Source organism: Corynebacterium sp. Marseille-P4611, assembly GCF_916618765.1.
Lineage (GTDB): Bacteria > Actinomycetota > Actinomycetes > Mycobacteriales > Mycobacteriaceae > Corynebacterium > Corynebacterium marquesiae.
The window spans coordinates 647,348-669,768 of the sequence record NZ_CAKAKD010000001.1 but is presented as its reverse complement, the minus strand read 5'-3'; the positions used below and the strand labels follow the sequence as shown (position 1 = coordinate 669,768).

The 22,421-nt window shown below is 59.0% G+C and carries 19 protein-coding genes; 16 read left to right on the top strand and 3 right to left on the bottom strand.

Annotated elements, in window-relative coordinates; genetic code table 11:
- Window positions 1-6 precede the first annotated feature (6 nt).
- Window positions 7-930, top strand: a complete 924-nt coding sequence (locus LG376_RS03340; RefSeq protein ID WP_225746164.1) for a Sir2 family NAD-dependent protein deacetylase — start codon at window positions 7-9, stop codon at window positions 928-930.
- On the opposite strand, the gene LG376_RS03335 is transcribed toward LG376_RS03340, so the two are convergent.
- Window positions 931-1,920 (bottom strand): triacylglycerol lipase, encoded by a 990-nt coding sequence (locus LG376_RS03335; RefSeq protein ID WP_225746163.1) that lies wholly within the window; start codon window positions 1,918-1,920, stop codon window positions 931-933.
- Between the two features lie 535 nt (window positions 1,921-2,455).
- Here LG376_RS03335 and kdpF point away from each other — a divergent pair.
- The 13 genes from kdpF to LG376_RS03265 all read left to right on the top strand — a co-directional run bounded on the left by kdpF (window position 2,456) and on the right by LG376_RS03265 (window position 17,796).
- On the top strand, window positions 2,456-2,551 hold the full coding sequence (gene kdpF / locus LG376_RS03330) for a K(+)-transporting ATPase subunit F (protein WP_225746162.1): 96 nt from the start codon (window positions 2,456-2,458) through the stop codon (window positions 2,549-2,551).
- On the top strand, window positions 2,548-4,263 hold the full coding sequence (gene kdpA, locus LG376_RS03325; protein ID WP_225746161.1) for a potassium-transporting ATPase subunit KdpA: 1,716 nt from the start codon (window positions 2,548-2,550) through the stop codon (window positions 4,261-4,263). The genes kdpF and kdpA overlap by 4 nt, the downstream gene beginning before the upstream one ends.
- Window positions 4,260-6,323, top strand: coding sequence for a potassium-transporting ATPase subunit KdpB (gene kdpB / locus LG376_RS03320; protein ID WP_225746160.1), 2,064 nt, complete (start codon window positions 4,260-4,262; stop codon window positions 6,321-6,323). Before kdpA ends, kdpB begins: the two co-directional genes overlap by 4 nt.
- Before the next feature lie 17 nt (window positions 6,324-6,340).
- On the top strand, window positions 6,341-6,892 hold the full coding sequence (locus LG376_RS03315; RefSeq protein ID WP_225746159.1) for a potassium-transporting ATPase subunit C: 552 nt from the start codon (window positions 6,341-6,343) through the stop codon (window positions 6,890-6,892).
- A gap of 12 nt (window positions 6,893-6,904) precedes the next feature.
- Window positions 6,905-9,499, top strand: coding sequence for an ATP-binding protein (locus LG376_RS03310; RefSeq protein ID WP_225746158.1), 2,595 nt, complete (start codon window positions 6,905-6,907; stop codon window positions 9,497-9,499).
- Window positions 9,492-10,205, top strand: coding sequence for a response regulator (locus LG376_RS03305; RefSeq protein WP_225746157.1), 714 nt, complete (start codon window positions 9,492-9,494; stop codon window positions 10,203-10,205). The genes LG376_RS03310 and LG376_RS03305 overlap by 8 nt, the downstream gene beginning before the upstream one ends.
- A gap of 884 nt (window positions 10,206-11,089) precedes the next feature.
- On the top strand, window positions 11,090-12,238 hold the full coding sequence (locus tag LG376_RS03295) for an MFS transporter (protein ID WP_005328255.1): 1,149 nt from the start codon (window positions 11,090-11,092) through the stop codon (window positions 12,236-12,238).
- Between the two features lie 233 nt (window positions 12,239-12,471).
- Window positions 12,472-13,875: an AMP nucleosidase gene (gene amn / locus LG376_RS03290; protein ID WP_150851022.1), complete on the top strand. Its 1,404-nt coding sequence runs from the start codon at window positions 12,472-12,474 to the stop codon at window positions 13,873-13,875.
- Between the two features lie 73 nt (window positions 13,876-13,948).
- Complete coding sequence (locus tag LG376_RS03285) at window positions 13,949-14,461, top strand: phosphoribosyltransferase (protein WP_005326355.1); 513 nt, start codon at window positions 13,949-13,951, stop codon at window positions 14,459-14,461.
- Between the two features lie 21 nt (window positions 14,462-14,482).
- Window positions 14,483-15,964 carry a SulP family inorganic anion transporter gene (locus LG376_RS03280; RefSeq protein ID WP_005326357.1) on the top strand — a complete coding sequence of 494 codons (1,482 nt, stop codon included), beginning with the start codon at window positions 14,483-14,485 and terminating at the stop codon, window positions 15,962-15,964.
- A gap of 285 nt (window positions 15,965-16,249) precedes the next feature.
- Window positions 16,250-16,750, top strand: coding sequence for a ferritin (locus LG376_RS03275; RefSeq protein WP_005326358.1), 501 nt, complete (start codon window positions 16,250-16,252; stop codon window positions 16,748-16,750).
- An 82-nt stretch (window positions 16,751-16,832) separates the two neighbouring features.
- A complete protein-coding gene (locus tag LG376_RS03270; RefSeq protein WP_225746156.1) occupies window positions 16,833-17,186 on the top strand; it encodes a hypothetical protein in 354 nt (117 codons plus the stop codon).
- Between the two features lie 13 nt (window positions 17,187-17,199).
- The gene (locus tag LG376_RS03265; RefSeq protein WP_225746155.1) at window positions 17,200-17,796 is read left to right on the top strand and encodes an HAD-IA family hydrolase; all 597 of its coding nucleotides are present in this window, start codon (window positions 17,200-17,202) and stop codon (window positions 17,794-17,796) included.
- On the opposite strand, the gene LG376_RS03260 is transcribed toward LG376_RS03265, so the two are convergent.
- A complete protein-coding gene (locus LG376_RS03260) occupies window positions 17,779-18,912 on the bottom strand; it encodes an ROK family transcriptional regulator (protein WP_225746154.1) in 1,134 nt (377 codons plus the stop codon). The genes LG376_RS03265 and LG376_RS03260 overlap by 18 nt on opposite strands.
- Before the next feature lie 108 nt (window positions 18,913-19,020).
- Between LG376_RS03260 and LG376_RS03255 the strand changes: the two genes are divergently transcribed.
- Window positions 19,021-19,590 (top strand): TIGR00730 family Rossman fold protein, encoded by a 570-nt coding sequence (locus LG376_RS03255; RefSeq protein WP_225746153.1) that lies wholly within the window; start codon window positions 19,021-19,023, stop codon window positions 19,588-19,590.
- A 69-nt stretch (window positions 19,591-19,659) separates the two neighbouring features.
- The gene (locus LG376_RS03250) at window positions 19,660-21,330 is read left to right on the top strand and encodes a DUF885 domain-containing protein (RefSeq protein WP_225746152.1); all 1,671 of its coding nucleotides are present in this window, start codon (window positions 19,660-19,662) and stop codon (window positions 21,328-21,330) included.
- Here LG376_RS03250 and LG376_RS03245 read toward each other — a convergent pair.
- Window positions 21,327-22,418: an AbrB family transcriptional regulator gene (locus tag LG376_RS03245; protein ID WP_225746151.1), complete on the bottom strand. Its 1,092-nt coding sequence runs from the start codon at window positions 22,416-22,418 to the stop codon at window positions 21,327-21,329. The two genes, LG376_RS03250 and LG376_RS03245, sit on opposite strands and share 4 nt — an antisense overlap.
- Window positions 22,419-22,421 lie beyond the last annotated feature (3 nt).

The following is a 22,421-nucleotide window of genomic DNA, read 5'->3' as shown; positions in this document are numbered from 1 at the left end:
GGGGGCATGGATCCCGCCGTTTCCCTTGCCCACCAGTCTGCGCTGCGTTCGATCGCCCGAGTGGTCGAAGAATCGGCGCCGCATACGGAGGAAGGGAAGGCCTTAGGGGACGTCGTCAAGCAGCTGCGCGAGGGCCCAGTGATGGTGCTGACTGGGGCTGGGGTGTCTACGGAATCGGGCGTGCCGGATTATCGGGGCCCGCGCGGATCGCTCAGTAGGCACCGGCCGATGACCTATCAGGAATTTCGCCACGACCCGGCCGCGAGCCATAGGTATTGGGCCCGCAGCTTTGTGGGGTGGCGGGTTATGGATTCCGCGGTGCCGAATCGCACGCATTATGCGCTGGTGGAACTGGAGCGCGCCGGGCTGGTCAATGGTGTGGTCACGCAAAACGTGGATGGCCTGCATAAACAGGCGGGAACCGCGAACTTGGTGGCGCTGCATGGCGATATGGAAACCGTGGTGTGCTTGATGTGCGGGCACTGGGAGGCGCGGCCGCACTTTGATGCGCGCCTAGCTGCAGCGAACCCGGGGTACCTGGAACGCCTTGTCGTGGAGGCGGATCAGGTGAACCCGGACGGTGATGTGACGCTTGATGAGGCCGATGTGGCAGCCTTCCGCATGGCAGGGTGCGAGCGCTGTGGTTCTGCCTTGTTGAAGCCGGACGTCGTCTACTTTGGTGAGCCCGTGCCGGCGGAGCGCCGTGATGCCGCTTTTGCCGTGTTAGGACAGGCGCGCTCGCTGCTGGTTGCTGGGTCTTCGCTGGCGGTAATGAGCGGGTATCGCTTTGTGCTGGAGGCAAAGAAACAGGGCAAACGTGTGGCCGTCATCAATGGTGGGCCCGGCCGGGGTGATAAGAAAGTGGATACGCTGTGGCGCACGCAGGTGGGTCCGGCTTTTGACGCGGTGCTTGATGAGCTGGAGCTCTAACTAGCGTGGGATAGTCTCTACTAATTCCAAGATGGTGCGCACGATGGCGTGGACGCGCTTGTCCATCGGCATATCCTCGTGCATGACCACTGCTCGGCGGTCGAAGTCTTGGACGTAAATATTTCGCACGGTGCCCTCTGCGACGCCGCGGGGGTCGAGGAAACAGGTTTCGGGTGGGACCACGACGGCATCAGACCGGGTGGCAATGCAGGTATAGCTCACGCCGGATTCCAAATCGCCATCGCGATTGGCCTCGCGTAGGGCTTCGCTGCCGACAATTTGGTCCATTCCCGCCGGTCCGAACCAACCATCGATGACGGAGCGCATTACCGCCTCTTGGCGCGGGGTGCGAATGAGGCGGCTGACGATGCCGCCGTAGGTAGTTCCGTGGTTTGGCGCGCTGATGCACATCAGATGGAGGACGTGCTCGGCGCCGCCAATCATGCGCATCCAATAGCGGGCAAGCAGCCCGCCTTGGGAGTGGCCGATGAGAATAACCTTGTGCGCACCGGTGGCTGCACGGACGGTGTCGATATAAGCGCCAAGCTGGCGCGCAGATTCCGCGAGCGGCTGGGTAGCGCGGTGCCCATAATCAGGGGCGAAGACGGCCCAGCCGTCCTGGCGCAGTTCATTGCCGAGGATTTGCCATACGCCTTTGGTATCGCAGGTGCCGTGGATGAGGATAACCGGCCAGGGTCGCTGCGCAGTAGGACGCGCGCTCCAGTCATCTTCGAAGACGCCGCGCGGCTTGATGCGGGCGCCGAGGGGAAGGGTAGCGGCGGCATCGGCGTCGAGGGCTGTATCGCCGGGGCTGGTCTTGACCTTCTGGGCTTTGATGAGGTCCGCGATTTCGGCCGCGACCTCCTCGCGCAGTGCCGTGGCCTCGGCAGGGGAGGCGACGCCGCGACGCGGGGAATCGGTCAAATCCTTGTCGTTGGCACGCCAGAATTTGCGGAGTTGTTCGGAAATAGTGGATTTCAACTCAGCCATGGTTCCGGATTGTACTCGTTATTGCAGGTTAACTGTGTTTTTGTCAGGGGTGAAGAAATTTATGGGCAAACCCTTGACCATCCTACGAAAGGTTTATAAACTTAGGCTTGCCTAATCACGGGCGGTGCTTGCAGGAGGGTGCGCTCCATTCCCTCCTTGGGTACCGAGAGATTAGTCATGGGGAGAAGGCCCGCCGATGCGCTGTCGGCGGGCCTTCGTTGTGGATAAAGGGCGGTTCCCGGCCTGAAGAAAAGGTGGCGCAAAAGGGGTGTAAAGGAAATATAAAAATTGCGAGCGGGAGGCGTAAAGATAGCGCAAAGATTGCCTAGGGCAGCGGGGGTGTGGTCCTAACGTTTGTGCGTAGCAGGTGCTGCCTTGGTACCGGCACCTGGCAGGCATACCTGTCAGGCACAGGAAAGTTTCACTCGCACAAGGGGGTTTCCCACATGTTAGACATCGTGGCAATCCTGATAGCCATCCTGACGGTTGGCTGTCCCTCCGTCCTCAACGAGCTTTTGGACGGTGATGCATAACCATGAACACCATTACAGCGGTCATTGGCCTCGTCATTGTTGTGGCCTTGGTGATCTACCTCATCATTTCCTTAGTTGATCCGGAGCGTTTCGCATGATCGCCAGCATTGGGGCGGTGTTACCGCAGTTCCTCGCCCTCGTCGTTTTGCTCGCGGCGGCATATGTTCCTTTGGGCAACTGGATCGCACGCAGCTACACCTCTGACAAGGACTGGGCGATAGAGCGTGCGGTGTATAAGGTCCTGCGCGTTGACCCAAACCGCGGGCATAACAGCAAGAATTACAGCCGTGCATTGCTTGGCTTCAGCTTGGCATCCGTACTCGTGCTTTACGCGGTGCAGCGCCTACAAACCGTTGTGCCTAGCTTTGGAAATCCCCGCTCCGCAGCGGTGGAACCGTGGATGGCGTTTAATACCGCGGCGTCATTCGTGTCCAATACCAACTGGCAGTCCTATTCGGGCGAAGAAACCCTGACCAATGCTGCGCAGATGCTTGGCCTGACCGTCCAGAACTTCGCCTCCGCGGCTGTCGGCATGTGTGTGGCGGTTGCGCTCATTCGCGGTATCGGTCACTTGGGATATAGCCGTGACAAGCTGGGCTCTGAGAGCGGACAGCACCTCATCGGAAATTTCTGGGTTGACCTCACCCGCGGTTTGGTGCGCATTCTTTTGCCGCTTTCACTATTGATTTCCTTCGTCCTTATCTTGGGCGGAACCATGCAAACCTTCGGGTCCAACCTGGTGAGCTCCGCGGGCGTGGATATTCCGCGCGCTCCGGTGGCTAGCCAGGAAGCAATTAAATTGCTGGGAACCAATGGTGGTGGCATCTTCGGCGCCAACTCGGCGCACCCTTTTGAGAACCCCACTGGTTTTACCAACCTCGTGGAAATCTTTTCTTTGCTGGTTATCTCTTTCTGCTTTATCCGTGCCTATGGGGTAATGCTGAAATCGCAAAAACATGCCTGGACCCTGCTTGGCGTCATCGGCGGCATTTGGACCGTTATGGTTGCCTTGGTGGTATGGGCGCAGCACACTACCACCGGTGCGGCAGCCCAGGCAGCCGGCGGCAACTTGGAGGGCATCGAACAGCGCCTAGGTATTGACGCCTCCGCACTCTTTGCGGTGTCTACCACGGGCACTTCTACCGGCGCGGTCGATTCGATGCACGATAGCTACTCACCATTGGGTGGTGGCTTGTTGATCCTCAATATGCTCCTGGGTGAAATTGCACCGGGTGGCGTGGGCACTGGCCTCTACGGTCTGCTGATGGTGGCAATCCTCGCCGTATTTATCGGCGGCCTGCTCGTTGGACGCACACCGGAGTTCATGGGCAATAAGGTCGGCCGCAAGGAAATCTCCGCGGTGAGCTTGTACATCCTCACCATGCCGGTCCTCGTCCTGGTAGGCGTGGGCGCATCGGTGGCTCAGCGCAAGCTGGTAGAGCTTTCCGCGACCAACTACGGCGCGCCGGGAACCCCGGATAACGCGCACGGTCTCTCCGAGGTGCTCTATGCCTTTACCTCGGCGTCGAATAATAACGGCTCGGCCTTCGCGGGCCTGACGGTAACCGAACCCTGGTGGCAAGTCACCCTCGGTATCGCCATGCTGCTGGGCCGCTTCCTCCCCATCGTTTTCACCCTGTACTTGGCGGGCAGCCTAGCCGGTCAACGCCGGCAGGCCACTACCGCCGGCAGCTTGCCGACGTCCGGTGTGACCTTCGCGCTGCTTACCATCGGCGTCATTGTGTTGGTCGCCGCCCTTACCTTCTTCCCCGTTCTTACCTTGGGTCCCATTTCGGAGGCACTCTCATGACAACACCAACTATGACCACTGAGCAACGCACTCCCCAGCGCTCTGCCACCAAAAACAGTGGGTTGGCTGCGGCAGCGTTTAAATCGTTGCCGCACAAGATGTCCCCGCTCGCCCAAGCCCGCAACCCCGTCATGTTCGTGGTGTGGGTAGGCGCCGCGCTGACTACCCTGTGGTCCATCTTTAGCCCCAGCGTTTATGGCTGGGTGGTGACCGTATGGTTATGGTTTACCATTGCGTTCGCCGCGTTCGCTGAGGCATATGCCGAAGGCCGCGGTAAAGCCCAAGCGGATAGCTTGCGCGCCGTGCGCGATGCCGCCACCGCTAACCTGGTCACCGATGGCGGCATCGAGGTCATTGCCGCTTCTGAGCTCACCAAGGGCGCTATCGTGCGCGTGGAGGCCGGAGAGACTATCCCGGGCGACGGCGACGTCATTGAAGGCGCGGCAACCGTCGATGAATCTGCCATTACCGGCGAGTCTGCTCCCGTGGTTCGCGAGGCCGGTGGCGATCGCTGTGCTGTGACCGGCGGTACCGTGGTCTTGTCTGATTCCATCCTGGTACAGATCACCTCGGAGCCGGGATCTACCTTCGTCGATACGATGATTGCCTTGGTGGAGGGGGCGGAGCGCCGCAAGACCCCGAATGAGATCGCGCTGAGCATCCTCCTGTCTACCCTGACTATCCTCTTCCTCATTGCGGTTACCGCACTGGCCCCAATGGGGTTGTTTACCGGCGCGGAGCTCTCCCCGCTCTCGCTGGTGGCCCTGTTGGTCTGCCTCATCCCAACCACCATCGCTGCCCTGCTATCCGCAGTGGGAATCGCGGGAATGAACCGCCTCGTGCACCACAATGTTCTGGCTACGTCCGGACGCGCGGTGGAGGCGGCGGGAGACGTAGCGACCCTACTCATGGATAAAACCGGCACCATCACCTATGGCAACCGGCAGGCTACCGGGCTTATCGTTGCGCGCGGTGTCGATGAGCAGGAAGCTGCGGAGATAGCCCGCGTTGCTTCGGTTGCCGATGAGACCCCGGAGGGTCGCTCCATCGTGTCGTGGTTGACCGAAAACTATCACCTTTCTACCGAAGCAGGAGAGGAAGAAAAGACCGCCGAGGTCATTCCATTTAGCGCTTCTACCCGCATGTCTGGGCTTGACCTGAGAGACCGAAAGCTGCGTAAGGGTGCAGGCGATGCTGTGCGCCGGTGGGTAACTGAAGCAGGTGGCGACTGGCCGCAAGAAATTGCAGACTCCGTGACCCAGATTGCTGAAGGCGGTGGAACCCCGCTGCCCGTTGCTGTGGAAGAATCCGACGGCACCCGCAGGGTTATTGCGGTGGTACAGCTCAGTGACGTCGTCAAGCCGGGCATGGCGGAGCGCTTCGCCGAACTGCGCCAGATGGGCATCAAAACCATCATGGTGACCGGCGATAACCCATTGACGGCAGCGGCCATTGCGAAAGAGGCAGGCGTCGATGATTACATCGCGGAGGCCACCCCGGAAGATAAGCTGGCCAGGATCCGCGAGGAACAGGCGCATGGCCGCATGGTTGCTATGACCGGTGATGGTACCAACGATGCGCCGGCGCTGGCGCAGGCGGACGTGGGCGTGGCCATGAACACGGGCACCTCTGCAGCGAAGGAAGCCGCCAATATGGTGGACTTGGATTCTGATCCGACCAAGCTTATCGATGTCGTGCGCATTGGCAAGCAGTTGCTCATCACCCGTGGGGCGCTTACCACCTTCTCTTTGGCCAATGACTTAGCGAAGTACTTCGCCATCTTGCCGGCCCTGTTTTCTACCCAGCTTCCGCACCTCGAGCGCCTCAACGTGATGCACCTGCACTCGCCGCAATCCGCCATTGTGTCTGCAGTGGTATTCAATGCGCTCATCATCGTTGCTCTTATCCCATTGGCGCTCAAGGGCGTGGCCTATAAGCCGGCCTCCGCCTCGTCCCTGCTACGCCGTAACCTGGGCATTTGGGGACTGGGCGGCGTGATCACCCCATTCCTAGGCATCTGGCTCATTGACCAGGTAGTCAACCTGCTTCCAGGTATGTAGAAAAAGAAGGACCAAAAATGCGTGTCTATTTTCGTAACCTCGCCGCTGGATTCGTAGCCGTACTATTGTGCGTTATCGCACTGGGAATGATTTATCCCGCTGCCGTGTGGGGAATCTCCCGCATCAAGCCGGACTCCGCCGAGGGCAACCTCATTTACCAAGGTGAGTGCCTAGCTGGCTCGACCCAGCTGCAAGATGGTCAGACCGAAGGCCCGTACTTCTTCCCCCGTTCCGAAGGCATGAGCAATTACGGCGCTAGTAGCTCCGAGCTAGAAAAAGCCGTGCAGGAGCGGCGCGGGGACATCGCCAAGCTTGAAGGCGCCGCTCCAGAAGATGTTCCCACCGATGCGGTAACCGGTTCCGGCTCTGGTGTCGACTCTGGCATTAGCCCTGCGTACGCTGAACTACAGGCTCCACGTGTCGCACGAGAGCAGGGGATGAGCACCGAAGATGTGCGAAGCCTCATCGAGGACAACACGGAGCATGCCAGCCTCGGGTTCCTGGGCGAAGACGCAGTCAACGTCACTACTCTCAACCGAGCACTGCCCATTCCACCGTCCTGCTCATAAGATGAGTGCCATATGAACGACAAGAAAGTTCCGGCGCGCACCAAGCGTGGCGCTTTGAAGATCTACCTCGGCGCGGCGCCTGGGTCTGGTAAGACCTGTGCAATGCTCAACGAGGCGCACGGCCTTGTGCTGGCCGGCCGCGATGTGGTCATTGGCATCGTGGAAGATCATGGGCGCGAATTCACTCGGGCGCTGTGCGATGGCCTTGAGACCATCCCGCGGCGCCACGCCGCCGGGCTATCCACCGGAGAACTCGATACTGCAGCCATCATCTCGCGCCAGCCGGAAACCGTTCTGGTCGATGAATTTGCCCATTCCAATCCGCGCGGTGAGGAACACGCTAAGCGCTGGGAAGACATAGAGGAACTCCTAGCCGCAGGAATCGATGTGATTTCTACCCTGAACATCCAGCACCTCGAAAGCCTCAATGACGTAATAAACCAGATCACCGGTATTTCCCCGCAGGAGACGGTGCCGGACGAGGTCGTGCGTGCGGCGAACGAGATCGAGTTGGTGGATGTATCCCCGCAGCTCTTGCGCACCCGCTTGAGTGATGGCCAAGTCTATAAAGAAGCGCGCATTGCCCCTGCTTTGAATAATTATTTTCGGGTGGGCAATCTGACTGCACTGCGGGAGCTTGCCCTGTTGTGGTTGGCGGACCAGGTTGATGAGGCTCTCGCATCCTACCGTTCTGAACAAGACATTACTGATACCTGGGAGGCGCGGGAACGGGTGGTCGTGGCCATTCAGAACGTCGCGCACGCAGAACTGCTCATTCGCCGCGGGCGCCGCATCGCGTCCAAATCCTCAGCCGAGCTACATGTAGTCCACGTAATTTTTGGGGACTCCTTTTCTTCCGGTGAATCTTCCGTTGCAGGTTCCGCTCAACAACTGGCCAAATTACAATCCTTGGCTCAGGACGTGGGTGCCCGTTTGCATCAGGTTACCGGTGACTCGGTGCCAGAAGCGCTGCTTAATTTTGCCCGCAGCGTTAACGCCACCCAGTTGGTCCTGGGGGTTTCACCACGGCGTCGCTTAGGCCTGCACTGGCGCGGCACCGTTGCTGAGGCCGTGTTGCGGGATTCAGGCAAGATCGATTGTCACATTGTTAATCTTCCGTCCGATAAACCCTCGCCTCTTTCACCACTGCTGCGACCATTGCATTCCCTTCCGCGCCGGGCGGTGTCTTGGGTGGGCACAGCTGTCGCTTTCATCGCCTTGACCGCACTGTTGCAAGGCATCGACGGCTCGGCATTGGGAACAGGCACGTGTTCTGCTTTTTACTTTGCGCTGATCCTCCTCGTGAGCATGCTCGCTGGCCTGTGGCCGGCGGTAATTATTGCGTTTGCCTCGGGCTTGGCGGTCAATTGGTTCTTTACCGAGCCCCTGTACACGTTCGATATTGCTGAGCCGGCTAACGCTGTCATCCTCGTGGTCATGGTAGCCATTGCCCTGGCCGTGGGCCTACAAGTGCGGCGCACCAAAATAGAGCACCATAATGCGGCCATTGCCACGCGCGATGCTGAGCTCTTGACGGTCTTTTCCCGCGCAGCCCTCAACCGCCGTGCGGACGTATCTCCCATCGACACAGTGCTTCGCAAGGTAGGAGAGACCTTCGGCTGCCATAAGGCCGTGCTTCTTGACGCCTCCGGGGACATACTCTCTACCTGGCACGCTTCGGCGGCCTCGCCCCGGCAAAGTAGACACCTGCATATCCCCGCAAAGACTCATAAACGTGAGGTAGAAACGTTGGTCTCCAGCGAGGACACTACGGTCCAGATTGTGATGGAAGGCCCAGCGTTATCCGCCCGCGACCGTGCTTTGGTGGCGGTTGTGGCAGGTTACTTAGCCGGCATAGTGCGCCGCGACAAGCTTTCGGCTGAAGCCGCACGTGCCGATGCCATTGCTGCCGCTGATGAATTGCGTCGTGCGTTGCTATCGAGCGTGAGCCACGATCTGCGCACGCCCCTAGCAACGGCCAAGCTGGCTGTGTCCTCTTTGCGGAATTCCGAAATCGAATTCAGTCCAGAGGATCAAGAAATACTGCTGGCGGAAACCGCAGCTAGCATCGATCAACTCACGCTGCTCGTGACCAACCTATTGGATCACTCGCGTTTGAGTGCAGGAGCGGTAACTGCACGCCGGGATACTGTGGAGTTATACGAGGTAGCCAATCGGGCTATTGCTTCCTGTGCCTTTGGACATAGCAAGGACCAACTTGGTCGCATTCATATTGGTTCTGGACTCCGTGGCCGCACCTGTTGCGCGGATAGCGTTTTGCTGGAACGCGTGCTGGCGAACCTATTCGATAACGCTTTGCGCTATGCGCCGAGCGGACCAGTCAACGTTGATGCGCAGGTTATAGATGAGCGCGTGGAGCTGAGTGTGAGCGATGAAGGGCCGGGAATTTCACCAGAAAAGCAGCAGGAGCTTTTCCAAGCTTTTCAGCGCTTGGGCGATACCAGCAATGACAACGGGGTGGGTTTAGGCCTCTCCGTCGTACGCGGATTTGTGGAGGCCATGGACGGTACTATCACCGTAGAGGCCACTCCAGGAGCGACCTTTATCCTGAGTTTCCCGCTGCGGGAGGAGAAAAGCCATGACTGATAAGAAGGCCACGATTGTCATCGTGGATGATGATCCGCGTTTGCTCACCACCTTGAGCATTAACTTCAAGGCGCGTGGATACGAGGTGTATTCAGCGAGCACCGGGGCGGAGGGTCTGCAGGTGGTCTCCCAGCAACAGCCCGATGTGGTGATTTTGGATATGGGTCTGCCGGATATGGATGGGCGGGAGGTCCTCGATGGGATTCGAGGGTGGTCAGCAATTCCCGTTCTGATTCTTACGGCCCGGTCCGATCCCCTATTTAGTGCCTCGGCCCTAGATCGCGGTGCTGATGATTATGTGACCAAACCCTTTTCTATGGAAGAGCTCTTGGCCCGCGTGCGCGTGGCTTTGCGGCATGGCAGTCCCCAGCATCCATCTGCCCAGCGGGAAGCCACGATGGTGCGGGCGGGCGATGTGCTGATCGACGTCCCTCGACACTCCATCACCAAGGCAGGAAAGCCGCTTCACCTGACCCCTACTGAGTGGGGCGTGCTTACGACGCTGCTGCGTGCCCACGGCGGTTTGGTGCGCAAAGAAGACCTCCTCGCAGAGATTTGGGGTCCGGGTTTCGAAGGGCAAAGCCACTACCTGCGCATCTATACCTCGCAGCTGCGCCGCAAACTGGAAACCGATCCATCTAATCCCCAATACCTGCTCACTGAACCCGGATTGGGATACCGCTTCATTACCTCCCCTGGGGTCTAGGAGTAGCTGACGCCATTTTCTGCAGGGAACTACTCTTGCAGTGGCAATTCTGTGCAGTGGAGGGGTGCGAGTTGGTATCCATAACGCTTATGCGTCGAGGGCTTCGGTGTGCCCTGCGCATTTAACCAACTGCAAGTGCGTGAGAACTAAACATTTCAACTGGTCACCAGCGATTGTTCGTTCTCTAAATCATTTCTGGTGCTGCAGATTAGTTGCTTTTCCCTGAAGAGGTGACGGTGTCTGTCATGCTTTCCTGACCAAAGAACTTTCGAGCATATTTTTGGGTAGAAGGGTCTATTAAATCAAGCTACGTTGTACGTACCGTTAGAAGAAGGAATAGGGCTCTCTACTTTCATAAACTTGGCTCGATTTATTGTGCCAACGTTGAAGGTTATGAATTAGAGACGTCTGGGGTTGAAAGCTTGGTATCTAAAAATAGAGCTCCTCAAGACTCCGGTGTTCATTTATCGCTGTCTGGGTGGGGCTTTATCTGCGCACCTGAATTCGTGCAAGAAATCTTGCACGAATCTCTCGGGTAGCTTACTGTGGTCAATCGTTCAGGAATTCTTGCACGATTGGAGTTGTGATGAGCCCACGAAAGTATGAGCATCCGGCCACCGAGGACCTTGAATTCGTCCGTGTTCTGGCTGCGGTAAGTGATCCCATCCGGTTAGAGATGGTTAGGCGCCTGGCAGACGGTCAGGAGCACGATAGTTTGACGCTCGCTGATGACCTGCCTCGATCTACCCTGACCTACCACACTCGGCAGCTGCGTGAAGCCGGTGTGACGTGGACAAGAAGCCAGGGACGAACTTGTGTTATCTCTTTGCGCAGAGGCGATCTAGACGAACGGTTCCCTGGTTTACTCGATATGGTGATTTCGAATGCTTAAACAGCTGTGGCCGTTAGTTTTGGGCAGTGTAGCGCTCGGATTGGACGCATATGTTATCGCTGGACTGCTATCACAGATTGCAAACGACTTGGGTACAAGTGGCAGTGTGATCGGCTTGGGTGTTACCGCCTTCACCGGCGCGTACGCAATATCTGGTCCGCTGTTCTCGGGTAGGGCAGGCAAAGATCCGCGGAGTGGTCTGCTTGGAGCTGTTGCTGTGTTTTCTTTGGCGAATGTCGTGACTGCAGTCTCGCCTACAGTGAGCGTTTTTCTCGTGTCGCGCTTGATCGCAGGTGCGGCAGCGGGAATTTATTCGCCGTTGTCCTCAGCCGTAGCGGGGATGTCCGTCCCAGCAAAGTATCGCGGGCGCGCACTGTCAATGGTGCTGGCTGGCTTAGCGGTGGGAACTGTCGTGGGCGTACCGGTGGGATTGGGGGTAGCTAAACAGCTAGGCTGGAGGGCTACCATCGGTTTGGTCTCGGCCATTGGAATAGTGGCGTTAGCGGGTCTAGCGTTGCGCAAAGCGAGTGTGGTACCAGCTGTGCCCTCTTCCTCGTTGGGGCAGCGACTCCGAGTCATCGGCCGAGTGGATAATTTCCTGACGATCTTAGTTACTTTCTTTGTTGGAGTGGGTTCGCTGGGGTTGTACACCTATATTCCTGTAGTGCTTGATCGTGTGCAGGTAGACACCATTGCTGGTATTTGGGTCTGGGGTATCGGCGGGGCAGCGGGTGCTTTTGGGATTGGGAGGGTGCTCGACAAGGTTAATAGTTCACGCAAACTAACGGTCATTATCATTGCATTACTCGTGACTGATTTCGCTCTACTGCTGCTCTTCCCTTCGAGCCACGTGGTGGCAGTGGTGTGTCTTTTTGCTTGGGGGCTTTTGGGGTGGTCGTCTATGGCACCGCAGCAGCATTCGATGCTTAGTGCAAACCCTGATGAAGGGGCGACTGCTGTTGCTGCTAATGCATCTGCGAACTACCTTGGCTCGGCAGTCGGCTCCGCAGTGGGTGGATTACTGTTGCCCTCCTCCACGGGAATCCTGTTAGGAGCATTAGGTGCAGTCCTAGTAGGAATCGTCTGCAGTATTGGGGCTAGTGCCTCTTCTCGCTCTCATACTGGGGACAATGTGAATTAGGAATACTTCGGATTGATGGGACGATGCCCGAGTTGACATAGTCGAGCTCTTCGTCGCATTCCCTTTGAGGCCTTTGCTTTGACACTCTTAGCAGCTTAAAGGACTGATCCTAGGTCTTTGATTTTCTCGCAGTAAATCATGTCAGTATTGGTATCACTGAAGCTACCGCGGAAAAGAATAAAGAACTGCGCGGACCGCTGCCGCGCTGCGAAGTCCCCGCTACACTCGCGCTTATGACCGATCTGCAGCATGTCCACTCCGTTGATGAGGCGGTAAACCGCCTGATCGAGATTTACGAGAATTCCTGCGAGCTTGCGCGCAAGACTTTGGAATCAGGAAACCTTGATGACTATCGCTATGTGGTTTATCCCAAGGTCACAGTGGATATCCGCAAATGGCAGCCCATCGATCGTTCCGAGCCGTTTGGCTACGTCAACGAGGCGGGCAAGTACTCGGCGGTAGTTTCCAAGCCGCACATCATTCGGGACTACCTGCACGAGCAGCTGACTCGCCTGGCGGGGAATTATCCGTGCGATATCTTTGTTGGCCAATCCGACCAGCGCATTCCACCGGAGTACATCAAGGACACAAGGAAAGCCCCGCAGGAACGCGGGCCTATTCCGCGTCCGACGCTGGATGAGGTCAATGATGCAATCATTGATGGCGAATGGGATGCCTTCCACGGTGCGGAAAAGCCGCTTTTTCATTTTGGCGCCCAGCGCTTTGATATCGCGTGTGCACGCATTGAGCACTACACCGGCATCGAGGTCGATACGGTGCAAAAATACATTTTGTTTACTAACTACGCGATGCACACCACCGAGTTTGTGAAATTCGGTTTGCGCGAGTTGACCAGGGAAGACTCGCGCTATACCGCCTTGGTGCTGCCCAATGGCGAGACCATCCACCCCAACGATGCGGTGGACCTCGATGTGGATGGTCTGACCTTGACCTCTCGCTTCCAAATGCCGCGCTTTGATCTGATTACTGCCGGTGGTGATGGCATCACGATGATCAATATCGGTGTGGGGCCCTCCAATGCCAAGACCATTACGGATTGCTTGGCGGTGCTGCGGCCGGAGGCCTGGATCATGATCGGCCACTGCGCTGGCATGGATGGGCGCATGCGCATCGGGGATTTGATTTTGGGCAATGCCTACCAGCGCAATGACCACATCTTGGACCAAAAGGTTGCGGCGACCTCTCCCATCCCGGCGATTCCGGAGGTACAGCGCATGCTCGAGTCTGCGGTGAAGGCGGTGTACGGCGACGATAATTCGCTCATGCGAACAGGCACGGTGCTCTCCACCGATGATCGCAATTGGGAGTGGCGCACTAACCGGGATTTGTGGGAGTGGCTGCGTACCTCCACCGCGGTGGCTGTCGATATGGAATCGTGCACGCTCGCGGCCAATGGCTATCGCTACCGCGTTCCTTATGGAACTCTGCTTTCGGTCTCTGACCTGCCATTGCATGCGGTGCCGAAGCTGCCGGCCCAGGCGCAGGCCTTCTACTCCAACTCGAAGGAAGCCCACGTGATGTGCGCGGTGCGTGCGATGGAGCATCTAGCCGAAAATCCGGAGCGCCTGCGCACTCGCAAGCTGCGCCGGACTTTGGGCGAGGTTCCATTCCGGTAGGTGCCTTTTCTTTGGCAGGCAATGCTCGTTAAACTACAAAGAAATCCCATGACGCAAAAGGAGCCACACAATCGTGACTGAAAATTGGATCCACCCGGACCGGGAAAACCTCACCTGGGAGGTCTTCGGCGAGGCGAGCCGTAACCTGTCGGAACAGATTGTGGAATCTGGTTGGTTCCCTGACCTTATCGTGGGCGTCGCCCGCGGCGGCCTCATCCCAGCCGGTGCTATCGGTTATGCCATCGGTGTCAAGGCCATGGGCGCTATCAATGTGGAGTTCTACACCGATATCGGACAGACCTTGGAAGAGCCGATCATCTTGTCCCCGCAGCTGGACACGGATTCGCTAAAGGGCAAGAAGGTACTGGTAGTAGATGACGTCGCGGACTCCGGCAAGACCCTGGATCTCGTGGTAAATCTGCTGAAGGAAACCGCAGACGAGGTGCGCTCGGCCGTCATTTATACCAAGCCGAAGACCATCTTTGAACCGGACTTTTCGTGGAAGAAGACCGATCAGTGGATCAACTTCGCCTGGTCCGTGCTTCCCGTAATCACTGCAGATGGCTCCTTTAAGGAAGGCTCCTAAAGTCCACTAGGATGTGCAGGCGTGATTAAAGAACAGCCTGCCCCTACCGGCGTCATCGCCAGTTTCCGTTATGCATTTTCCTCGCCTGCTCGACTGCGTAAGGAAGTCTTTGGCGGTCTGGCGGTGGCGCTTGCTTTGATCCCAGAGGTCTTAAGCTTTTCCATTCTTGCGGGCTTAGACCCGTGGGTGGGATTGTTTTCCTCCGTCGTGATGGCAATGTCCATTGCCTTTACCGGTGGCCGGCCGGCGATGATTTCCGCGGCGGCCGGCGCGGTGGCACTCGTTGTCTCACCGCTCGCGCATGAACATGGGCATGACTACGTGGTTGCCGCGGTGCTCTTGGCAGGAATCATGCAGGTAGTTTTGGCTGCGGTGGGCGTCGCCAAGCTCATGCGCTTTATCCCGCGCTCGGTGATGACGGGGTTTGTGAATGCGTTGGGAATCATGATGTTTACCACGCAGCTGCCGCACCTTATCGATGTGCCGTGGATGGTCTATGTGCTGGTGGCCATTGGCTTGGCAATTATGTTGGGGCTACCGCGGCTGACCACGGTGATTCCCGCCCCGCTCGTTACCATTGTGGTGGTCAGCATCATTGCGGTCGTGGCCGGGTGGCAGGTCCCCGATGTGGCGGACCAAGGCGAGCTTCCTACCTCGCTGCCGGGACTTTTCGTGCCGGATATTCCGTGGAACCTGGATACCTTGCAGCTGATTGCGCCCTATGCCTTTGGCATGGCCTTGGTGGGGCTGATGGAATCGCTGCTAACGGCCAAGCTGGTGGATGATATTACGGATACCCACTCCGATAAAACGCGCGAGTCCTTTGGTCAGGGCGTGGGCAATATCCTCGCCGCGGCCATCGGCGGTATGGGAGTGTGCGCCATGATTGGCCAGACCATGATCGGCGTGAAGGCATCCCAGGCGCGCACGCGCTTGTCGACGTTCCTCGCGGGCGCCTTCCTCCTTATCCTGTGCCTTCTTCTTGGCGAGACCGTCGGTCGCATTCCGATGGCCGCCTTGGTGGCGGTGATGATCATCGTGGCCGCAACTACGGTGGATTGGCATTCAGTTCACCCGCGCACGCTTAAGCTCATGCCGCTATCAGAAACGCTGGTGATGCTGGTAACGGTGGTAGGCACGCTGGCCACGCATAACTTGGCGGTCGGTGTGGTGCTCGGTGTGGTGACAGCATCCATTGGCTTTGCCCGCCGCGTGGCTCACCTGGTGGAGGTAGAGCAAGTAGGCGATGCCGAGTATGCGGTGCGTGGCCAGCTGTTCTTCGCCTCCTCCAATGACTTGGTCTATGCCTTTGACTACACGCTGGACACCCAGCGTGTAGTGGTAGATATGACGGAGGCCGAGGTCTGGGATGCCTCTACGGTGGCGACGCTGGATGCGGTGCAGAAGAAATATGCCGAGCGGGGCATCGAAGTAGAGTTTCGTGGCCTGGAGGGAGCTAGTGCGCAGCGCCTGAATCACCTTAGCGGCCGCTTAGGTGACTAACATCACATTTATGGACTGGGGTGTGAGGGCTCAAGCAGTAGGCGCCGAACTGACCTTGAGTTCGCGTTGGCGTAAATGCAAAGGATCCGCGATGACCTCGCGTTCTTAGGGGAACTTTGCCTGCGCGCGATGGCTAGCTTTGTCTTGGCTAACTTAGGTTATCCAATCTAAAAAAGCATAATGACGTGCAAGTTTACTTAAGTAGGCCTTGCTGGATCACGGGAGAATCTTCGGTAGTGTAGTGTTTAGCACTTATTGATTTCCCTGCACAGAAAGGTTTTTACAATGGACGAGAAACTGCAAACCCTCCTGAATAACCAGGTCATTAGCGAGTACGGCGCTTCCATGGTCTATACCCAGCTGGCCTTCGAGATGGACAACCTCTCCTTCCCGGGTATGCGCGATTGGTTTATGGGCCAAGCCGCTGAAGAGCGCGTGCATGCCGAGAAGATTGCGGACCACTTGCTCTCCCGCGGTTATCGCGTAGAGCTCACTGACATCCCGGTTGGTTCCGTGAAGGCTGCTAACCCGCAGGATGCTTTCCAGGCTTCCCTGGAGCACGAGCAGAAGGTCTCCGAGGAAATCCGCACCATCGCTCGCGCGGCGCTGGACGCACAGGATCTGGAATCCCGCCAGCTCGTTGACTGGTTCCTGAGCGAGCAGGTGGAAGAAGAAGCTACCGTTTCTGAGATTCTGGACCAGATCAAGCTGGTGGGCAATGACGGCTCTGGCCTGCTGCGTATCGATGAGCGCCTGGCCGGCCGCCCCGATGGCGGTGCTGCCTAAGCGCGCGTGGGTGAATAACAAACCCATCAAGATTTAGCTCAATCCTCCCATGGCACTGCGGTGCGGTGGGAGGATTGTTTCTATGTCAACGCAACGCAAGGCTTTGTGCGCCATAACCCTGTTAGTTCTGGCGCTCTTTCTCATCGTGGGAGCGGCAATCATGTCCACGCACATGGCCTTGGGGGTATTTCTGACCACTGCGGCGCTGATGCTCGGCCCATTCGCCGGGCTCGCACTGCTGGTTTATGGCGTCGCCGGCAAGCGTGGGGTAGTCACGCGCTCGCTCTATAGCCTCGGCGGCATGCTGCTCCTCGGTGCCATCGGCGGCATCTTCGCTCTGTCCATGGACCAGGCTTCTGCGATGCTGCCCGTTTTTGTCGCTGGTGCGGGTGTGGGGATCGTAGCCGTGCTGACCCAAGCGCCGAAACGGGCATAAACTGGCCCCCGTTATGCCCAAACTCCTCTTTGATATGTACGGCGTGCTCATGCGCCCGGCCACCCCAGAAAGCCATGCGGACTTGGAGCGCCTCCTCGCGCCATCCGATGCCGAGGCGATGTGGGAGGCCTACGGGTTTTATCGCCCGGACTATGATGCCGGCATCTTTAGTGATAGCCACTTTTGGAATGAGGTAGCGGCCCGCGCAGGGTTGGGGGAGATACCCGTCGCGGAGGCGGTAGCGTGTGAAAACCGCGGTTTGCTGGAGGCCGACCAGGAGATGGTCGCTTTGGTCAAGGGGCTTATCGGGGAAGGCTATAGCGTGGGCATCTTGTCTAATATTCCCACCACGCTGGCGGGCCAAGTGCGTAAGAAGCAGCCGTGGTTGGAGGACTGTGCGGCGGTGACGTTTAGCTGCGATATTGGCGTGGCCAAGCCGCACCCAGAGGCCTATCGCGTAGCCGTGGATGCGCTATCCGCGCAGCCGAAAGATACCTATTTTTTTGATGACCGCATCGACTACGTGGAGGGTGCTAGCTACTGCGGGCTCAATGCCCATCTTTTTCGCGGCATCGACTCGGTACGCGAGGTGCTAAGCACACTGGAGTGAGCGGACTAGCTCCAGCGGTTGGCGCAGGAGCTGGTCGGTGGCCACGGTGCGGGCTACCGCGCGGACAATCTCCTTATGGCCGGGGATCATGCGCAGCTGCAACTCATCGCCCGCGGAGGCGCGGACGGTGGCGGCAAATTGCTTGGGGGCCTGTGGGTCGTCGGTAAACGCGCCGCCGGCGATAACCACGGTGGCCGGGGAGTGGGCCTTGACCAGCTCCGCGGTGATGGCGCCCAACTGGCGGGCGCGCTCGTCCAAAATGGCGCGGACGGCGGGGTGGGAGTCGGCGGCCTGGGCGGCGTCGGCAAGCGAGGCTGCCTCCACGCCCTCGCGGCGTATCGCCTCCAGGATGTGCTGGGTGGCCAGCAGGCGCTCGGACGCGCCATGGCCCAGCAGCTCGGAGTGTGTCGGGGGTACGGGAATAATGGGGCTGACCTCGTCCTCCACGGAGAGGGCGGAGCCGATGGAATCATCCGCGAAGAGCACCAGAACGCGCTCGCTGGTACCAATCTCGGCCGCCTGGGTTTCGGAGCCGAGGATGGCCGGGATGGCGGAGGAGACCACCACGGGCACGCCGAACTGGAAGCGCAGGCGTTCGGCGATGTCCACGCCGTGCCAGTTGAGATTTTCCGCGGTGACCAGGCCGTTATCATCCACGGTGCCCGAGGTAGTCACGCCGAGGGAGACCAAGCGGTGGTTCAGGTTGGTCATCATGCGATTGATGCCGGCCATGATGTGCTCGAGGAAGTCATCTTCGCTGAGGTTAGCCACCGGGGTGGTCAATTCCTCTTCGCTCAACGTGCGGCCCTTGATGTCATAAAGGCCGATGTAGGTCTGCTTGGTGCCCACGGAGATTCCGCCGAGCGCCCAGTCATTATCGGCCGCCTCAAGCGGCACCGTTGGCCGGCCGCGCCCGCGGGACTGGGTGAGGTCGGTGCGTTCCTGGATGAGGCCCGCGTTGAGTAGGGAAGTAGTGGCGCGCGTGATGGTGGGCTGGGAAAGCCCGGTGGCTTCCACCAACTCGCTCCGGGTGATGATCGGGTTCAGACGCACCAAATGGAGGCACTTTGCAGCCGGTGTGCGGGGCCGCGTGAACACTGGGCCAGGTTTGATCATAAAAAGGAGTATAAGCATCCCAGACTGCTTTGTCTAACCTGATAAAAGGTTCATGTACCGAATAGTCTAAAGGTGGTGGTGGGGGCGCAAATATCTATGCTGGAGAGCATGCAGTCAGTAGCGGTTTATTGTGGTTCAGCAACAGGAAACTCCCCGGCCTATACGCAGGCGGCACAGGAATTGGGCGCGGAGCTGGCCCGACGCGGCCTGACCCTGGTCTACGGCGGCGGCAACATCGGCCTGATGCGCGAGGTAGCGGAGGCCTGCCTGTCTGCCGGCGGTACCGTCACCGGCGTGATGCCACAGTCCCTGGTGGATCTGGAGATCTCCCACCCCGGCCTGACCACCCTGGAGGTGGTGGGATCCATGGCCGAGCGTAAGACGCGCATGGAGCAGCTTGCCGACGCCTTTATTTGCCTCCCCGGTGGCGTCGGCACCCTCGAAGAACTCACTGAGGTGCTCACCCTGCAACAGCTGGGTACCGTCCGCGGTCCGGTGGGCCTAGTAAATACCGAGGATTTTTGGCGTCCTTTCTACGCCATGTACGCCGCCATGGCCGAGTCCGGTTTCATCTTGCCGCGCTTTGTGGACGCATTGGTAATGAAGGAAAAACCGCAGGATATCCTGGATGAATTCGGCCGCTGGAACTATCCCGGTACAAAGTGGGACAACGATTAGTTAACAAGTTCGCAACTTCAGTCCGCCTGGGTGGCCTATAGCTGATACTTAGGGATAGACTTCCTCGTTATGAGTTCTGAGCAGACCGCTAAGCGCCAGCCCTCTCTACTGGACGCTTCGTGCGATAACTTCGTTCACGACCTAGCCGAGCTTTCCCCCACCGATGCCACCGAGTGGGGCATTGACGGCTACGAGGGCGAATTGCAGGATTTCTCCCCCGAGTACTTCACCGCCATCGCAGACCGCACCCGCGAAATGGTGGCGGACTTGGATGCCTTGGATGACACCACCGATGAGTCCGATGATGAGGATGACTTTGATGACGTGGACTATGTCACCGCGGCCGTCCTGCGCGATCGCCTTTGCCTTGAACTAGATCTGCACCACCACAGCGAGGATGTGCGCTGCCTAAATAACATCGCCTCCCCGGTCCAGACCATCCGCGATACCCTGCTGCTCATGCCGCAGGACACGGACGAGGACCGCGATGCCATTCGCTCCCGCCTGTCCAAGGTGAAGACCTCCCTGGCCGGATACCGCAGCTCCTTGGAGGAAGCGGCCTCCCACGGCATGGTGGCACCGCACCGCCAGATCTCCGAGGTCATTGTGCAGTGCGAGCGGCTTGCCGACGCCGACTCGATGCTCGAGTCCCTCGGCCTCGACGCCGACTCCGCCGAGGTGCTCCAGGCCAAGGAGGCCTTTGGCGAGTTCTCCGATTGGCTCTCCAATGACCTGCAGCCCCAGGCGCCTAACAAGGACGCCGTGGGCCGCGAGCGCTACGAGCGTTTTTCCAAGCTCTTTGTGGGCGATGCCGTCAACCTCGATGAGGCCTATGAGTGGGGCCTGGATCAGGTGCGCAGCCTGCGCGCGGAGCAGGAAAGGATCGCCCACGAGCTCTACGGCTCCGATTGCTCGGTGCGCTCGGCGATGCGCAAGCTCAACCACGAGGAGCGCTATACCCTGCGCGGCACCGATGCCTTGGTGGAGTGGATGCAATCTACTGCCGACGGCGTCATCGCTGAGCTCAATGGCAAGGAATTCGATATTCCGGAGGAAGTAGAAGAGATCGAGTGCTGCATCGATCCGGCCGGCACCGGCGGCATCTTCTATACCCCGCCGAGTGATGACTTCTCCCGCCCGGGCCGCATGTGGTGGTCCGTGCCAGAAGGCCAGGACACCTTCCACACTTGGCAGGAACTGACCACCGTCCACCACGAGGGCGTGCCGGGCCACCACCTGCAGCTAGGCTCTGCGCTGGTGCAAGAAGACCTCAATCTGTGGCGCCGCGCGGTGACGTGGAACTCTGGTCATGGCGAGGGCTGGGCGCTCTACGCCGAACAGCTCATGGCCGAGCTGGGCTACATGGACGACCCGGGCTTCCGCATGGGCATGTTGGATGCGCAGCGCCTGCGCGCCGCCCGCGTGGTCGTGGACATCGGATTGCACTTGGGCAAGCAGTTGCCGGATTGCTCGACGTCCGGCGTGTGGGACAAGGCGCACGTGAAGACCTTTATGCGTGAGAACACCGCTATGGATGATGCGAACCTCAACTTTGAGGTCAATCGCTACCTCGGCTGGCCGGGCCAGGCACCGTCCTGTGCATTGGGGCAGCGCCTGTGGCAGGAGACCCGTGCCGAGGCCGAGAAGCAGGGCATGAGCGCACGCGAGTTCCACTCCGAGGCCCTCGCCCTTGGTTCCGTGCCGATGTCCGTGCTGCGCGAGGCCGTTCTGGATAACTAGCGGCGCAGCAGTCGCTGGGCCAGGCGTAGCAGCTGTGGCAAGTAGCCCGCTACGACCAGTACCGCGATGAGGCGGGTGAGCTGGACTGCGATGACCGCTGGGCCGGCCCCGCCCTCCGCTGAGAGTGCGAGTACCGTTTCTAGCGCGCCGGGGCTGGTGGCCAGGTAGGCCTCAAAGTAGGTGATGTGCAGCCACTTGGTCAGCGGCCAGGCGGTGGCCGCACAGATGCCGATGATGACCACGATGAACAAAATCGTGGCAGGCAGCTGCTTAGCAAAGGCCTTGAGCGCCGGCAGCGAAAGCCCGCCGCCGCAGACCCAGCCGATGGACAAAAACGCCATCACCTTAAAGGCGTAGAGCGGCTCGAGCGTGTGGCCCTCCGGCAGCACGAAAGAGGCTAGAACCGTCAGCAGTAAGGGGCCGAGCACCGCGGCGGCGGGGAGATGGAGGAACTTGCCTACCTTTTCTCCTATGCAGGCAATGACAACCACTAGGGCAACTATCCACCATGTGGTTTCGCCGTCGACCGAAAGATCCGCCCCCTCGCCGGCGGGCGTGTCCAATAAGGCGACCACGGCGGGTAGCGATACCGAGACTACTAAGAGGCGCAGGTATTGGGTGAGGGCGACGTAGCGGAAGTCGGCACCGAGTTCGTCGGCAAGCGCAGGCATCAGCGAAGCACCGCCCGGCAGCATGGATAAAATGCCGGTTTCGGAGGAGACATCCTGTGGCTGCGCGCGGTGTAAGAGTTGGCCACCGATAACGCCTACCATCAATGTGACAAAGGACATCGTCAGGGCGGCAGGCAGGAAGCCAAGCAATTGGCCCACCGGCACCACGGTCAGCGGGATGGCAGCCATCATGCCGATAAAACCACGCGACATGCTATAAAAACTGCGGTTCACGCGCAGATCTTCCCCAGTAAAAAGCGCCATGGCGCCGGAGGAGAGGATCGCTGCCAAGATCCAAGCCGCAGGTACGTGCCACATGCTAAAAAGCCAGCCCAGTGCGACCGATGCCGGAACGACAATGGCCCACCGTGTCACGGTATGGGCACTAAGCCCGGTGCCTTCCTGCTGTGCGGCCATGCG